This window comes from Streptococcus oralis Uo5 (assembly GCF_000253155.1).
Classification (GTDB): Bacteria; Bacillota; Bacilli; order Lactobacillales; family Streptococcaceae; genus Streptococcus; species Streptococcus oralis_L.
Genome location: NC_015291.1, coordinates 1816972 through 1832145, shown reverse-complemented (window position 1 = coordinate 1832145; position 15174 = coordinate 1816972). Strand labels below are relative to the sequence as shown.

The 15174-nt window shown below is 41.4% G+C and carries 15 protein-coding genes and 1 pseudogene; 4 read left to right on the top strand and 12 right to left on the bottom strand.

Features of this window, described 5'->3' with window-relative positions; genetic code table 11:
- Positions 1-2: 2 nt before the first annotated feature.
- The 9 genes and pseudogenes from tcpF to SOR_RS09090 all read right to left on the bottom strand — a co-directional run bounded on the left by tcpF (position 3) and on the right by SOR_RS09090 (position 8828).
- Positions 3-2450, bottom strand: coding sequence for a conjugal transfer ATPase TcpF (tcpF, locus tag SOR_RS09130; protein ID WP_000331160.1), 2448 nt, complete (start codon positions 2448-2450; stop codon positions 3-5).
- Complete coding sequence (locus SOR_RS09125) at positions 2434-2826, bottom strand: conjugal transfer protein (RefSeq protein WP_000723888.1); 393 nt, start codon at positions 2824-2826, stop codon at positions 2434-2436. Before SOR_RS09125 ends, tcpF begins: the two co-directional genes overlap by 17 nt.
- Positions 2827-2914: 88 nt before the next feature.
- A complete protein-coding gene (locus SOR_RS09120) occupies positions 2915-3412 on the bottom strand; it encodes an antirestriction protein ArdA (RefSeq protein WP_000342539.1) in 498 nt (165 codons plus the stop codon).
- Between the two features lie 116 nt (positions 3413-3528).
- Positions 3529-3750 carry a hypothetical protein gene (locus tag SOR_RS09115; protein ID WP_001009056.1) on the bottom strand — a complete coding sequence of 74 codons (222 nt, stop codon included), beginning with the start codon at positions 3748-3750 and terminating at the stop codon, positions 3529-3531.
- 42 nt (positions 3751-3792) lie between these two features.
- A complete protein-coding gene (mobT, locus tag SOR_RS09110; protein ID WP_000398284.1) occupies positions 3793-4998 on the bottom strand; it encodes a MobT family relaxase in 1206 nt (401 codons plus the stop codon).
- A 177-nt stretch (positions 4999-5175) separates the two neighbouring features.
- Positions 5176-6548: pseudogene (locus SOR_RS09105) on the bottom strand (FtsK/SpoIIIE domain-containing protein).
- A 28-nt stretch (positions 6549-6576) separates the two neighbouring features.
- Entirely contained in the window at positions 6577-6963 is a 387-nt protein-coding gene (locus SOR_RS09100; protein ID WP_000985015.1) for a YdcP family protein, read from the bottom strand.
- A 15-nt stretch (positions 6964-6978) separates the two neighbouring features.
- Entirely contained in the window at positions 6979-7293 is a 315-nt protein-coding gene (locus SOR_RS09095) for a YdcP family protein (protein ID WP_000420682.1), read from the bottom strand.
- Between the two features lie 368 nt (positions 7294-7661).
- Positions 7662-8828: a CynX/NimT family MFS transporter gene (locus SOR_RS09090; protein ID WP_000744864.1), complete on the bottom strand. Its 1167-nt coding sequence runs from the start codon at positions 8826-8828 to the stop codon at positions 7662-7664.
- Positions 8829-9049: 221 nt separating this feature from the next.
- Between SOR_RS09090 and SOR_RS09085 the strand changes: the two genes are divergently transcribed.
- From SOR_RS09085 to SOR_RS09070, 4 genes are all read left to right on the top strand, one after another.
- Positions 9050-9880 (top strand): glycosyltransferase, encoded by an 831-nt coding sequence (locus SOR_RS09085; protein ID WP_001114305.1) that lies wholly within the window; start codon positions 9050-9052, stop codon positions 9878-9880.
- A gap of 75 nt (positions 9881-9955) precedes the next feature.
- On the top strand, positions 9956-11806 hold the full coding sequence (locus tag SOR_RS09080; protein ID WP_001035728.1) for a nucleoside-diphosphate sugar epimerase/dehydratase: 1851 nt from the start codon (positions 9956-9958) through the stop codon (positions 11804-11806).
- Between the two features lie 247 nt (positions 11807-12053).
- Positions 12054-12476, top strand: coding sequence for a DUF805 domain-containing protein (locus SOR_RS09075; RefSeq protein ID WP_000947296.1), 423 nt, complete (start codon positions 12054-12056; stop codon positions 12474-12476).
- Positions 12451-12666, top strand: a complete 216-nt coding sequence (locus SOR_RS09070; RefSeq protein ID WP_000759533.1) for a DUF805 domain-containing protein — start codon at positions 12451-12453, stop codon at positions 12664-12666. Before SOR_RS09075 ends, SOR_RS09070 begins: the two co-directional genes overlap by 26 nt.
- A gap of 96 nt (positions 12667-12762) precedes the next feature.
- Here SOR_RS09070 and SOR_RS09065 read toward each other — a convergent pair whose 3' ends face one another.
- Genes SOR_RS09065 through sdaAB form a run of 3 tightly spaced genes read right to left on the bottom strand, consistent with a single transcriptional unit; the run spans position 12763 to position 14972 of the window.
- Positions 12763-13392, bottom strand: coding sequence for an HAD-IA family hydrolase (locus SOR_RS09065; RefSeq protein ID WP_001139310.1), 630 nt, complete (start codon positions 13390-13392; stop codon positions 12763-12765).
- 27 nt (positions 13393-13419) lie between these two features.
- Positions 13420-14292, bottom strand: a complete 873-nt coding sequence (sdaAA, locus tag SOR_RS09060; RefSeq protein ID WP_000500030.1) for an L-serine ammonia-lyase, iron-sulfur-dependent, subunit alpha — start codon at positions 14290-14292, stop codon at positions 13420-13422.
- Positions 14293-14300: 8 nt separating this feature from the next.
- Positions 14301-14972, bottom strand: coding sequence for an L-serine ammonia-lyase, iron-sulfur-dependent subunit beta (gene sdaAB / locus SOR_RS09055; protein ID WP_000555869.1), 672 nt, complete (start codon positions 14970-14972; stop codon positions 14301-14303).
- Positions 14973-15174: the final 202 nt, after the last annotated feature.

Below are 15174 nucleotides of genomic sequence, written 5' to 3'. Positions count from 1 at the left end.
ATTTACACCTCTTTTCGCACAGGTGGTCTGGTATCAAAGGCATGGAGCAGTTCTTCAAATACAGGGTGGAACTGTATCACACCGACACGACCATATAAATCACTGATAAGGCATTGCCCGTTTTCCAAATCACGCAATCGCTTCTGATTGTTTTCGTCCTCTGGGTCTACACCAAAAAAGGCTAAGGTCTTTTTAATCTCGTTAAGGTCAGTGGAACGAAATGCAAATTTTAAGCCGAGGTTATTTTTCAGTTTTTCATCTAAGAGGTCGTCTGTATTTTGGGTCACGAAATATACCCCAGCGTTCATAGCACGACCAGCCCGAACCAGCTTCATAGATAGTGTTTTTCCTTGTGCTACCTGTAAAAAGCTCCATGCTTCGTCTAAATCTACAATCTTGAAAATGCTTCGGTCTGTATGGATAAAGTCTAAAGCAAAGGTACTAATGACAATCAGCATAGCAACGGATAAAAGCTCCATAGTGGTATATTCCTCAAAGGAAGTTTCCTTGTCGGGAAGTACCAAGTCCGCAACCTGTATAATGTTCAGTTGTTTTTCTAAGCTGATAGACTGCTCCACATAACCATTACTGAATAATAAATGTGCAAAGTCATAGTCTGTAAAACTTTCGATATGGTCGGCTATACTGGTACTTAGTGGCGTATTCTCAACCCGTAATTCCTCAATCACTTTCATCAACCCTCGTACTTCACTATTGGTTACTGCACGAATGGCTTTTCTAAGGATTGGGAAGCGTTCCCCATCACGAGAGGAAATCCCCGTAAGGAATGTCAGAATATCAATAGCCAGTGATTCAGAATCTTTGGGATTTTTCATAATCACATAAGGGTCAAGTAAGCCTTTGTTTTTCTCATCAGAAGTCAGAGTGACGATATTGATTTCATGGGAAATCTCTGGCAAGGTTTCTTTCCATCTGCCACGTTCTGCTTTTGGGTCTACAATCACTGCTTGTGCCCCATAAAGCACCGCATAATAGACGATAAGGTTATTCGCAAAGGATTTACCACCACCCAGCGAACCAACAAAAGCCGACGCTAACGCATTGGTTACTGAACCCTTAACCCCTTGACTGGCAAGAGCAGGTTTCAGATAGACATTGCGTCCAGTATCTAAGCTGTAGCCAACATAAATCCCCTCATTTTCCCCCAGCATTTGAGTAGCACCAAAACCTAAACCAGCGAGGAAATCAGAGGTCACGTATTGAATATAATCATTCATATAACGCTTGCTGGCAGGTAAAAATTCTTCATGTAAGCCGAGCATATCCCCAAATGGTCGTACCAGTTTTACGCTTAAATCGTCATAAAAATCTTTCACTTCATTACAACGACGTTTGAGTTCGTCAAGATCATTTGCTGATACCCTTACCACATAAGACAGCTTGTACATAGATTCCTTGCTTTGGTCTAAATTGGTTTCCAGCTCATTCACACTTTCCAGAGCTTCCGCCACATTGGAGCTGGTTTCATTATCACTTTGCCAAGCGTGGTTATCCAAGTCTTTCAGTTCTTTCTTTTTATTGCGGACAGTAGATAGGGCTTTACGATTCGCTACAATTTCCACATTCATTGACGTATCAATCGGGAATGTAAATTGCTGTTGCTGGTAGTAGAAGATTTCAGAGGACGGGAAGTCCAGTTCTCCGACAATGCTGTTAATGGTAAAGTAAGCTACATAGACGGTTTCATCTTCCTGCTGGATTTTCAAATATCGCTGTTTTTCTTCCACCAAACAGCGAGTAGGCTTAATCAAGTCATAGTATTTAATCAGCGTTTCATTATCCAGCTTTTTCTTTGATAGATGGTACTCATACTCTTCATAGGCAGTGCCTGTCTGTCCGTAAAGGTGTTCAATCAGATAGCCGAAGTCGTCCTTATCTAACCTGCGGATTTTGAAACGACGAGAGATTTTATTTTCTAAGAGCTTTTCCATCTTCTGAAAACGCAGGATTTCATCATTACTCATACTAACAAAATCGCCCATCAGCTTATGGTTCACATCATAGACAAAATCAGACAAAGCATTTTTTGCTTCAACGGTAAGACTTTTCATAGAAAACTCCTGATCGTTGAGAAGCAACTTAAAGCCGATAAAGAAACGGTAGTTCACTTGATTTTCGCCAATCATGGATATTAAAGCGTCTGTCTGTTGGTCGATTTTGTCATAGGCAACCGCTTTGAGCTTGCCAGTGACTTCATTTTTGGAACGCTCTTGTGCAGAACGTATGCTGGATTCTGTACTGATTTGTAAAGCATGAATTTTGCCATCACGATTTTGTGCGATAAGCTGTCTGAAAGAATCATGCACTTGTATTTTCTGTTCTGGACTTAGAAATGAGTAATTGTAAGGAACAAGCTCATAGTAAGCATAACATTCCCCGTCTTTATTCCAGACGAGATTGTTTTCAATGTATTTAATTGGATATGCCATAAAATTCACTCCTAACTGCTGTAATGGCTTCTTGTGGCTGGTTTCTGCCAAGCGTTACTTTTTTTCCTGCATAGGTCAGCTTTGGTCGCAGTGCATAAGCAATGACAGACTTCAAAAATCCATAAGGCTTTTTACCATCAAAAGTTTTTGTAGACATAAACCATGTGAAAGCCACAGGAATCCCAAAGTATTTGAGAAATGCTCCCTCTATCATGGAAAGAGGGGGCAAGTTGCCAAGTATCATCACTGCAAAGAGTGACACGACAAACCATGTCATTTGCGTAAAGGTTATGGGAAACGGAAGTCTAAAATCATTGATAGAATACAGTACCTTTTCCACAGACCAGATACTGGTATAGCTTCGTATTTTCTTCATGTAATCAATCCTTTCATAAAAAATAGGGGTAGCTGATTGAGCCACCCCGTAAAATAGAAAATCTGCCAGTAGTAATGTACCGACAGATTTAATAGACGATTTCAAAAATCCCATGATTGGTTGAGATAAACGTTCCTGAAAGGTCTAAATCCCGACCATAGGCTTGATAATCAATATAGTTTTGAAGACTAGCTGGTACTTCGCCTAAAGCACCCGTTTCTTCAATGTAGTAGCGTGCCACGTCATACATATCATCACAATCGGAATGAATGATAATATCCTCTTGATGTTCGCTTAGTTCTTCAATGCTTGAAAAATGAGTGAGCAGAGCAGATAGCTCCGATTGTAATTCTTCGGGTAATTCCGATACCATTTCCCATAGTCGATTGAGTTCGCCAATGGAAGTGTATTCGTCAACCGTAAAGGGTAACTCGTAGTCATGAATGGCGTATTCCTCATATTCATCATTCAAGCCGATTTTCTCTTTGACTTCCTCAAAGTCAATGGGAAAGGTAAACCACGCACCGACCAATTCGCCCTCATTGTATTTGCCTAAATTCGCAATATAGACTTGCATATCGTCCATATATTCACGTCCTTTCTTTGTAGAGATTCAAAAATCCCTACCGCACTTCGTTTGGTGTACCATTCCTTTGCGGAACATAAGAAAACCACTTATATTCCACAAAAGAACGGTTTTATTTAAGCACCAATAATGCGATTGAATAGCTCTAGTAAAATGTCTTTTACTCCAGCAGCGTTGAAGACTAAGCCAACCGCAATAATCGCAATAATTAAAAAGCCAATCAGTTTGCTAAACTCACGCTTGAAGCCAAGATACAAGCCAATCACAACGATTGCTAAAAGCACCAGTGATTGAGCGTTTGATAGAAACCAGTTATAAAGGTTTTGTCCAAAATTCATAAAAATGTTCTCCTCTCTATATTCAATGAATTTGTATTTGAGTTATTTTTTTGTTGTTATCACGTCCTGTTCTTTTACTGACTGTTGCTTCAAAATCTGCTTGTGTCGGTCTGTCAGTTTCGCATGGTCGAGAATGTCTTTTACAACCTGCGTCTGGTTGATTTCATCAAGTTTAATCGCAACCTTTAAGGTCGGGGCAACTTGATGAGATAGCCAGTTCAGCGTCCTTTGGAAGGAGTAAGGCTCTGGTTTTGTGGTTAGTTTTAATCGTTCACGATTGTTCCCAATAAACCAAGCCCATTCTTCATTCAGTTTCCAATCAGAACGAGGTTTGGAATCGTCTTTATCTACAAAACGGATATACCGATTGATAATTTTAAAGGCGGTATGCTCTGGATTGTCATAGACGAGTAAATCACGGACTGCATAATAGGCACGCTCATTTTTCAATCGAATCTCAAAACGGTTTTTTACTTCTGCGTCTTCAATGGGAATATCATTTTTCTTGTACTGCTCGTAGTCCTTTTCATAGATACAGAAATAAACTTCACTTTGTAATGAACCGATATAGAGGGTGTTTCCCATACATTCCTTTTCCTCTTTGCGTACCAGTTCGCCACTGCGATAGCTTTTAAAACTGCGGAAGACGGAGATACATTCTTCCTGTTGGCACTTTTCAGTGAGTACAGGGATATTTAAAATCCCTGTCTTATCGTTAATGGCAAGGTCAAGGCGTTTCATCACACCGCCAGCCACCAAAACGTCCATAAAGAACTCATACCAGCTTCTTTGTTGTGCCAGAAGATAGCTTTCAAATTGTCTGCACCCACGACCTTTCAATTCCACCAGAACTCCTTTGTCCAGTTCATGGGAGCAAAGGACGAATATGTCGCCTAAAGCATAATGCTCTGAATAAGAATAGAAACCATAGTCCTCATGAAGAAAATAGGACAGTTTCAGTTGTAAGATGTTTTCGACCACCTGCTGTACGTCTGTTGTCGGAAAGCGAATTCTTACATAATCAAACAGCATTTCAAGGGGAGCGTCGGGATTGAAGCGTTCCAGAGCTTCCCAAAGGGACTGCTGTAAATCCTCTGATGGCTTGACTTTTCCTGTTTCAATATCGCTTAGATACTGCCTTGTAATACCAGTCGCAACAGCTAAACGGTTTTGAGATAGTCCATAAGCCAAGCGTTTTTCTTTTAAATGCTGTAACCAAGTTTGTTCATTCAGTAAAAATCCCTCCAATCAAAAAGGCGTATGTCAACTTTTAAAGCCCATTTGACATACGCTGAAATTTTGTAAATCCCTTGTAACCAAAGGATTTTCTAATGTTTTTTTGACTGTTTCCTGTCGATTTGTACCCCCCTGTTAGATACGGGGGGTTAAGTGCTGGCGTGGCTATTGCCACACCAGCCAGCAAGATCAGTCCACACCTGCGACTTCCGCTTCGCACGTCGCCTGCGTGGACTGTCTGCTGTTGGATAACTTTTTAATTTCCTCCAAGAAATCATATCCTTTTGGTACAAGGGGAGTATAAAACTCTGATATGACACTTGTTCCTACATCAACATAGCCACGACCTTTGATTCGCTTTAAGAAGAAATCCTTTTGTACGTCACTGCCAAACATCATGCCATAGCCCATTTCAGACATACGACCTAAAGCCACTCTGAAATTAAACTGATCACGGATTCCGTCGCCTAAATATTTTGCGTCTGGACGTTGACAAGCCAGTATTAGAAAGAAGCCAGCTTGACGACCTAACATGACAATCTGTTTCAGCTTATTCATAACTGCGGTGTTTTCTTTTGTTCCCAGCATTTCCATGAAAGCGACGTATTCATCAAAGATTAAGAAGTGTGCCGGGAGACCTAAGTAAGCATAATTTTTGCCAGTCTTATAGTTCTTCATCTGCTTCATTTCCTCACTACGTTTCATCATTTCTTCATAGAATGTTTCAATGCAAGAAAGCAAGTCTTCTTTTCTATAGTAGACATTTGCCATCACAGAACCTAAGTCCGCAAGATCAGCATTTTTCGGGTCAAGAATATACAGTTTTGAATCTGTATGAAGCAAGGCTTCAATCAGTGTCAGTATAAAGTAAGTTTTACCGCCACCTGTACCACCAGCAATCAACATATGAGGGAGCTTATCATATTCCCACCATACGTTTTTCATTAAGCGAAGTTTACCATCTTTAGCTTCTACTTCATCAATAGAAATACGACTGGCTATGGTGTCATAGAGCAAAGTATATTCCACATAGGAATCCTTTAACTCTTTATCCGTCAGCTCACAGTACAAGCCACTCTCTAATTTCTTTTCCAAGTGTAAGAGTTGGTCTTGATATTTTCCCAGCGTGATTTCCACCCGTATCTGTATCAAGCCATTTTTAAGTCGATAATACATTTTAGGGAAGTAGGTTATCTTTTCCTTTGTACGACCAGCACTATCTTTAAAGAAACCCTCTGTTTTGACCTGTTCAGATTCATACCACTTGTTTTCAAGTATCATCTTTGCCAGTTTTTGACGGTGGTAAAGTTGTTTAACCGTATCATAGCGAACCCGTTTGAATACAAACGCTACCAGCAAGCAGATAAGAATTGCGACACTGAAACTGATAATTAAATAGGGAATGTCAATCTTATCTGCTTGTGATAGGTTAAAATCCGCTGGATTGTCTTCACATGAAACAGTCCGACAACCAGCAGGAAAACAGGCAGGAGTGACGCTATCGTAAAATGAAAGACTAAATCTTTACCAGATGGGCGAATCCTTTTACCACGCTGTTTCATGCGAAAAAGTCTCCTTTCTACCTAGCGACTATTTGTCTTGTGTCGGTTCTTTCTTTGCTTGTGGTTGAGCTTTGAATGAACTAGAATCCTTTGTCAGCACAATATCGTCTGCCTTGATATACCAGTCAACATCTGCTCCTTGATAGGTGGCAGTAGCAACGGTGTCCGCAATGGGATTGATAAGTTCCACCCGTGCGTTATAATCAAACTCTTTCAAAGGCACGCTGGCAGGAATACTTACTTGAATCATGCGTCCTTGTCCTTTGGATTTTAAGTCATAGGTACGTTCCTTGATTTCATCTGAAACCGACCCGTCTTCATTTTGGATTCTCACTTCACGACGTAGAGCAGAGAATTTCAATTCTCCAAAAGTCGTGTCTTTATCTAATACAATGCCATTTGCTAATCTCATCATTTTTCCTCTCTTTCTTTATTCTTTTATCATGTCGTCAGCATGTAAAAGGTAATTTGTAAAACCACGAGTGCCGATTTTGTAGCCCTCTGCGGTAATACGTGGATTGACTAACTTCACACGTTCCTCAAAGCCGAAATGTTTTTCGCCAGCTTCAGCAGGAAGCACCACCACAATATCATCTGCTCTTTGAACATCAGAATAGAGATTATAGCTTCTTGATAAGACAGTTAGCCGTCCGTTGATTCTTCGCTGAACGACTTTATCCTCGCCAGCAAATTCTAAATTGCCGAATGTTTTTTCCATGTTGGGAATCACAAATTTAAGTTCCATATTTTTACCTATCCTTTCTTTTTTATTGGCTGAATGAATGTTTGATGGTCTTAAAGAGTGGGGAACGACCTTTTGATTCTTGATTTTTTGTTTTCATAAGTTCACTTCCTTTCAAAATCGGGTAAAAAAATAGACACCTCATTTTTTGAAGTGTCTACCTATTAAATATTCAAATTTTATTGGAAGTATCTTTATATCTTCACTTTTCAAGGATAAATCGTCGTATCAAAGCTCATTCATAAGTAGTAAATTAGTAGTAAATTGAGTGGTTTTGACCTTGATAAAGTGTGATAAGTCCAGTTTTTATGCGGATAACTAGATTTTTATGCTATTTTTCATCAAAAAAACTCCTAGTAAAAACTAGGAGTTTAGAGGATTTTATCAGCCCGATCCACCATAAAGAGTGAGATAGTCATGATGATATCGATGGCTAGAAGGGCAAGAACCGCTGGAACCCAAGATTGGAAAAGATCAAAACTGTAACCAAACAAGGTAGGACCAAAGGCCGCCAAGATGTAACCCCCTGTTTGTGCCAGACCTGAGAGTTGCGCAGTCTTTTCAGGCGAGCTAGTCTTAAGTGAAAAGCAAACCATGAGGTAGGGGAAGAGGGCACTGCAGGCCGTTCCAATCAAGAGATGGACGACTAACCAGTAGAGGAAATTATTGGCTGGATACAAGAGCATAGCAATTCCTATCATACCAGCGATAGAGATAATTGCCAGCATGACTCGACGATGACCATCTGACAGACGAGTAGTCAGACTTGGAACGGTCATCGAAAAAGGAATGCTGATCAGTGAGAAGATAGAAGCAAGGAGAGCTGCATCACTATTAGAAATACCAGCACTAACAGCCATAGTTGGCAACCAAGTCATACTTGTATAAAAGAGCAAGGACTGAAGCCCGCCAAAGATAATGATAGCCCAGACATCTTTACTTTTTAGAATATTCTCTTTGACTTGCTTTTCTTTTTGGCTTTCTAGGTGGTGGTTGTGGCGATGATTTGGCAACCAGACTAGCAGAGTGACCAGACAGAGAAAGCTGAGAACGAGGATGAGTCCCTTCCAAGAACTAGCTTGGGTGATAGGGACCGAAAGATAAGAAGCGATGGCTGTCGAAATTCCCATGGCAGTGACATAGAGAGTTGTTAGGAAACTAATCTTTTGAGGCTGATTTGCCTGGATCATACTTGGGAGCAGTACATTGAAGATCGCAATGCTTGCTCCGATGATCAGAGTTCCTAGATAAAGAAGAGGAAGATTGAAAATCCGAATGACAGAGCCAACAGTTAAGAGGAGGAGACAGTAAGTAAAGAGATGTTCCAACCCGATTTTTTGTGCCAAGCGGCTTGCAAAAGCAGAGAAAAGAGCAAACATCAAGAGAGGTAGACTGGTTAAAATCCCAAGAGAGCTGACTTCCACTCCTAGTCCTTGAGCGATATCTCCTAAAATAGTTGGTAGAGCAGTAAAGGGAGAACGTAAAACGGTCCCGATTAAGACAATTCCTAGAACAAAAAAGAGCGATTGTTTTTTCATAAAAACCTCGATAAGATGATTTTAATAACAGCTTATTTTAAGGTTTTTTCCTTATAATGTCAAGTAATGACAGCCAAGACAGATCAATCAATGAAAGTGAAAATATAGTGAAAAGGGACGGATTTCTTTACTAGAATTTTCCTTGATTTGATATAAAAATAGGAAACTAGGAAATTTTGTGATAAAATAGTGGAAGGAAATCTATACATTGGAGAAAAACTGTGCCTGAAAAGCAAAAAATCAGCGTCTTGATGTCGGTCTATGTAAAGGAAAATCCGACGTTTTTAAGAGATGCTATCAAAAGTGTTCAAAACCAGACCTTGAAACCGAGTGAACTTGTTCTTGTTGAGGACGGGCCGCTCACACCCGAACTCTATCAGGTGCTAGATGAAGTGGAAGCTCAGTCAGACATTCCAGTGAAACGGTGCCCCTTAGAACAAAACCAAGGTTTAGGCTTGGCTCTTCGATACGGTGTTTTACAGTGCCAGTATGACATTATTGCCCGCATGGATACGGATGATTTAGCCGTTCCGGATCGTTTTGAGAAACAGCTTCAGCTAATGGAGAAAGAAGATCTTGATCTCTTAGGTGGGCATATCGCAGAGTTCATTGACAATCCAGATGAGATTGTGTCTTATCGTCGTGTTCCAACTCAGCATGCAGACATTGTGGCTTATCAGAGAATGAGAAGCGCCTTTAACCATATGACAGTTATGTTCAAAAAGGACATGGTCCTCAAGGCGGGCAACTACGAAGATGGCCTTTACATGGAGGATGACCTCCTTTGGCTCAATATGATTGCTGCAGGTGCCAAGACTGGGAACCTAGATCAAATCTTGTGTAAGGTTCGTGTCGGTGCAGGGATGTTTGAGCGTCGAGGTGGCTTGCGTTACCTTAAACTCTATCGTCAAGCTCGCCAACGGATGCTTGAGCGAGGGCAAATTTCTTACATGGAATATGCTAAAAGTGTAGCCATTCAGGCAATTGTTGCACTTTGTCCAGGCTTTGTACGTCAGTTTATCTTCGTCAAACTTTTAAGAAAGAGAAAGTAAGCCCCGATAGACTGAATGATTTAGGCTATCATAACAACAGTATCATCTGACTCTTTTAAGGGGGAGTAAATTCCTATGAATAAAAAACTAACAGATTATGTGATTGATCTGGTTGAAATTTTAAATAAACAGCAAAAACAAGTGTTTTGGGGGATATTTGATATTCTGAGTATGGTGGTTTCCATCATCGTATCTTATATCTTGTTTTATGGCCTTATAAATCCGGCGCCTGTGGATTACGTCATCTACACTCTTTTAGCCTTCCTCCTCTATCAAATCATGATTGCGTTTTGGGGGCTAAATGCTAGTATTAGTCGTTATAGCAAGATTACGGATTTCATGAAAATCTTTTTCGGAGTGATGCTCAGCAGTGTTCTTTCTTATGGAATCTGCTATGCCTTTCTTCCATTGTTTTCTATCCGTTTCATCGTACTCTTCATTTTGTTGAGTACCTTCCTCATCTTGCTTCCTCGTATCACTTGGCAGCTGATTTATTCTAAGCGTAAGCAAGGTAGTGGAGATGGAGAGCATCGTCGTACCTTCTTGATCGGTGCTGGTGATGGTGGTGCCCTCTTTATGAACAGCTACCAACATCCAACTAGCGACCTTGAGCTAGTGGGGATATTGGATAATGATGAAAAGAAAAAGGGACAAAAACTAGGTGGAATCCCAGTTCTGGGCTCTTATGATAATCTACCTGAATTAGCTAAACGTCACCAAATCGAGCGTGTCATCGTAGCGATCCCTTCGCTTGACCCATCAGAGTACGAACGCATCTTGCAGATGTGTAATAAGCTAGGCGTCAAATGTTACAAGATGCCTAAGGTTGAGACAGTCGTTCAAGGACTCCATCAACCAGGTAGTGGTTTCCAAAAAATTGATATCACAGACCTTTTGGGCCGTCAGGAAATTCGTCTCGACGAATCGCGTCTGGGTACTGAGATTACAGGCAAGACCATCCTGGTGACAGGGGCAGGTGGTTCGATTGGTTCGGAGATTTGTCGTCAGGTTAGTCGCTTCAATCCCGAGCGTATCGTCTTGCTTGGACATGGTGAAAACTCAATCTATCTCGTTTATCATGAATTGATCCGTACATTCCAAGGGATTGATTATGTTCCTGTTATTGCAGATATTCAGGACTATGACCGTCTCTTGCAGGTGTTTGAGCAGTACAAACCAGCCATTGTTTACCATGCTGCAGCCCACAAGCACGTTCCGATGATGGAGCGCAATCCAAAAGAAGCCTTCAAGAACAATATCCTCGGTACCTACAATGTTGCCAAGGCTGTTGATGAAGCCAAAGTACCTAAGATGGTCATGATTTCGACTGACAAGGCGGTCAATCCACCGAATGTTATGGGCGCAACCAAGCGCGTGGCAGAGTTGATTGTCACTGGCTTTAACCAACGTAGTAAATCAACCTACTGTGCAGTCCGTTTTGGGAATGTTCTCGGTAGTCGTGGTAGTGTGATTCCTGTCTTTGAACGTCAGATTGCTGAAGGCGGTCCTGTAACGGTGACAGACTTCCGTATGACACGTTACTTCATGACCATTCCAGAGGCTAGCCGTCTAGTAATCCATGCTGGCGCTTATGCCAAGGACGGAGAAGTCTTTATCCTCGATATGGGCAAACCAGTTAAGATCTATGACTTGGCTAAGAAAATGGTTCTTCTAAGTGGGCACACGGAAAGTGAAATTCCAATCGTTGAGGTCGGTATCCGCCCGGGTGAAAAACTCTATGAAGAACTCTTGGTTTCGACCGAATTGGTTGATAACCAAGTCATGGACAAGATTTTCGTTGGTAAGGTAAACGTCATGCCGCTAGAAGCCATCGATCAAAAGATTGAAGAATTCCGTTCACTCAGTGGAGATGAGCTCAAAGAAGCGATTATTTCCTTTGCAAATGAGACAACCCATGCTGAGTAAGAGTGTCCATCTACCTTCATAATGAAACAACTATCGCCAGTTTTCTGAGAGAATCAGAAAGCTGGTTTTTATAAATAGAGAGCAGAGAACATCGGATCTTTCAAAGGTGTAATAAGCGCAACTATTCAAAGGGCGATGGTGTGTGATCTATTAGGAGAATGATTCAAAGAATCTAAAAACTACCTCTATTTTAAGCCGGTAACATAACTTTGCGAAATAAGTATTAAAGTCAAAAGGAGATTTTTGTATGCTGAGTGCTATTAGGAGTTTTTTCAAAGGCTATGCAAATTTTTCTGGTCGTTCCACACGTCCTGAATTTTGGTGGGTTTGGCTGCTAAATATGGTAATTTTCTTGCCCGCCTACTACTCACTTTTTACTGGAGTAGAATCTGATAAAGCCATCAGGAATATTGCGGTCTTCAGTATGTGTATTATTTTGTTTATAGTAGAGTTTGTTCCTCTACTAGCACTGATAGTACGTCGCTTACGAGATGTGGGTATCCATTGGGCCTATATTTTTATTGTATTTGTTCCTTTGGGTGCAATAACACTGCTCGTTATGCTCGCTATGCCAAGTCAACGATTTGGAGAAAAAGTGATAGAGAATAGTGAAAAAGATAAAGAGAATACGGAAGATTCTCGGTTTGAAGAAATGGTACGAAAATATTAAGATATTTCTACTCCATTTAAAAACGGCTGAGTCGCTTCGCTGCTTACGAGACGCTGGTTTCCACTGGGCCTTTATCTTCATTGCTTTGGTTCCTATCGTTGGACCGATTGCTCTTATTGTAATGCTTGCTTGGCCAAGTAAGAAGGATGAAGATGCAGATACTGAAGAACAGGATCAAATTACTGCTTAAGCATGGAGTTGATTCCTTCTGATAGTAACAAGATATAAAAAAATACTCCTCAACCTAGTTCACTAGCATTAGGAGTATTTTTGTATATTGTATTATTTATAGTTGCTTAATGATATCATCAATGGTACGGGCAATCCAGTCAGGTTGATAGCTGAGCAAATCAGCCTCTTCTCCAAATCCCCAAGTAACAGCGAACTTTTTAATGCCAGTTTCTTGGGCTCCAATCATATCAAACTTGGTATCCCCAATGATGAGGACTTGGTCTGCATGGAGTTGATGCGTTTGCAAGGCGTAACGGATGACATCTGCCTTGTGTGGTGTTTCAGGACTAGAACCATAAATGCCATCAAAGAAATGATGGATTCCCAGATTTTTAGTCATATCGTGAGCAGTAGGAGTATTCTTTGTTGTAGTGATGTAGAGAGGGTAGTTTTGCGAAAGCTCTTGAAGCAATTCCGTTATTCGGGGGAAGAGTTGCGCTTCGTGGATTCCTTTTTCCTTGTAGTAAGAACGATAGATTTGAACAGCTTCTGAGATTTGTTCCTTGGGAAGACATGTTGCAAAACTACTTTCAAGTGGTGGTCCCATAAAACCACGAATGGTTTTGGCATCAGGGCTTGGAACTCCTAGCTCTTTAAAGGTATGGGTAAAGGCATTGTGAATCCCGATAGAACTGTCAACGAGTGTTCCGTCTAGATCAAAAAAGATTGCTGAGATAGAGGGCATAGTTTCTCCTAATAGATATAGATAAGCTTATTCTCCGAAGATTTCTTTTTGTAGGCGGCGACCAGTAGGTGTAGTGGCAAGTCCACCCTCGGCCGTTTCACGAAAGGCAGTTGGAAGACTTGATCCGACTTGGTACATGGCATCGATGACTTCGTCAACAGGGATCTTAGACTCGATACCTGCCAAAGCCATGTCTGCTGCGATAAAGGCAAAGCTGGCTCCCATGGCATTTCGTTTGACACAGGGAACTTCAACCAAACCAGCAACGGGGTCGCAGATGAGACCCAGCATATTTTTAATGACAAAGGCAATGGCTTGACTAGCCTGATAGGGGCTTCCACCTGCAGCTAAGGTCAAGGCTGCGGCACTCATGGCAGAGGCAGAGCCAACCTCGGCCTGGCAGCCACCTTCAGCACCTGAGATAGAGGCGTTGTTTGCGATAACCAATCCAAAGGCACCAGCAGCAAATAGGAAATCCAGCTGTTCTTCGTGGCTAAGGTCAAGTTTTTGGATAGCAGCAGTGAGAACGGCTGGCAGACAGCCAGCACTTCCTGCGGTTGGGGTGGCGCAGACCAAGCCCATCTTCGCATTGTGTTCATTGACCGCGATGGCATTACGGGCTGCTGATAGGATGGTAAAGTCCGACAAGGCCTTGCCACTTTTGAGATGGCGGTCTAGTTTGGCCGCGTCTCCACCTGTTAAGCCACTACGAGATTTGTTTTCACTGAGGCCGAGCTCGACAGAGGCTTTCATGACTTCTAGATTGCGTTCCATCAGGAGGAGAACTTCTGGCCGTTCCCGACCAGTTAGTTGATATTCTGTCGCAATCATGAGTTCGGCGACATTTCCTTGGAAGTCTAGATCTGCTTGCTCAACCAATTCTTTGATAGAATAAAACATGTTTCCTCCTACTTAAAGAAATTGACATTGTGGAGATGAGGGATTTTTCGAATTTCTTTAATCGCCTCTTCGCAACTTCGACTATCGACTTCGATAATCATAATGGCTTTTTCTCCAGCTTTTTCTCGAGTCACATTCATCTGAGCGATATTGATATCGAAACGAGAGAGGGCTTCTGTGACATGGGCAATCATACCCGGAACATCCTGATGCACGATGATGATAGTCGGGGTATTCATGTTGAGAGAGACAGCAAAGCCGTTAAGCTCCGTAACTTGGATATTTCCCCCACCAATGGAAATTCCTGTCACACTGATGGACTTGTGTTCATTCTTCACAGTAATTTTAGTGGTGTTAGGGTGAGGAGCGTTGCTGTCTTTCTGAATGGTCCAGACAATCTTGATACCACGTTTATGGGCAATCTCTAGGCTATTTGGAATGTCGGGATCGTCCGTATCCATACCTAATATACCAGCGACGAGAGCAAGGTCGGTTCCATGACCACGGTAGGTTTTGGCAAATGAATTAAATAATTGGAATTCGACTTCTGTCGGCGTATCGTCAAAGATGGAAGAGACGATTTTCCCGATGCGAACAGCTCCAGCTGTGTGGCTACTTGATGGGCCAATCATAACTGGTCCGATAATGTCAAAGACAGATTGAAAACGAAGTGAGTGCATCTGTTTCCCCTTACAAAGATTCTTATATCTATTATATCAAAGAATGGACCGCTACGCTTATTTCCCTTATCAAAAGCTTAAAATGATTAAAGTTAGTATAAAATAAGGTCTTTTGTGACAAAAACCTCCTTAAAACGGTAAATATAAAACATTTTTGTAATATTTCTACATAAAACCGTTAAACAACGGTAACATTTAAAAG

What these genes read in the sequence shown, in the direction of transcription:
- sdaAB (WP_000555869.1), bottom strand. Translation starts at nt 14,972, where the DNA reads ATGCACTCACTTCGTTTTCAATCTGTCTTTGACATTATCGGACCAGTT.
- SOR_RS09065 (WP_001139310.1), bottom strand. Translation starts at nt 13,392, where the DNA reads ATGCCCTCTATCTCAGCAATCTTTTTTGATCTAGACGGAACACTCGTT.
- sdaAA (WP_000500030.1), bottom strand. Translation starts at nt 14,292, where the DNA reads ATGTTTTATTCTATCAAAGAATTGGTTGAGCAAGCAGATCTAGACTTC.
- SOR_RS09115 (WP_001009056.1), bottom strand. Translation starts at nt 3,750, where the DNA reads ATGAATTTTGGACAAAACCTTTATAACTGGTTTCTATCAAACGCTCAA.
- SOR_RS09100 (WP_000985015.1), bottom strand. Translation starts at nt 6,963, where the DNA reads ATGATGAGATTAGCAAATGGCATTGTATTAGATAAAGACACGACTTTT.
- SOR_RS09090 (WP_000744864.1), bottom strand. Translation starts at nt 8,828, where the DNA reads ATGAAAAAACAATCGCTCTTTTTTGTTCTAGGAATTGTCTTAATCGGG.
- SOR_RS09095 (WP_000420682.1), bottom strand. Translation starts at nt 7,293, where the DNA reads ATGGAACTTAAATTTGTGATTCCCAACATGGAAAAAACATTCGGCAAT.
- SOR_RS09080 (WP_001035728.1), top strand. Translation starts at nt 9,956, where the DNA reads ATGAATAAAAAACTAACAGATTATGTGATTGATCTGGTTGAAATTTTA.
- SOR_RS09075 (WP_000947296.1), top strand. Translation starts at nt 12,054, where the DNA reads ATGCTGAGTGCTATTAGGAGTTTTTTCAAAGGCTATGCAAATTTTTCT.
- SOR_RS09120 (WP_000342539.1), bottom strand. Translation starts at nt 3,412, where the DNA reads ATGGACGATATGCAAGTCTATATTGCGAATTTAGGCAAATACAATGAG.
- SOR_RS09125 (WP_000723888.1), bottom strand. Translation starts at nt 2,826, where the DNA reads ATGAAGAAAATACGAAGCTATACCAGTATCTGGTCTGTGGAAAAGGTA.
- tcpF (WP_000331160.1), bottom strand. Translation starts at nt 2,450, where the DNA reads ATGGCATATCCAATTAAATACATTGAAAACAATCTCGTCTGGAATAAA.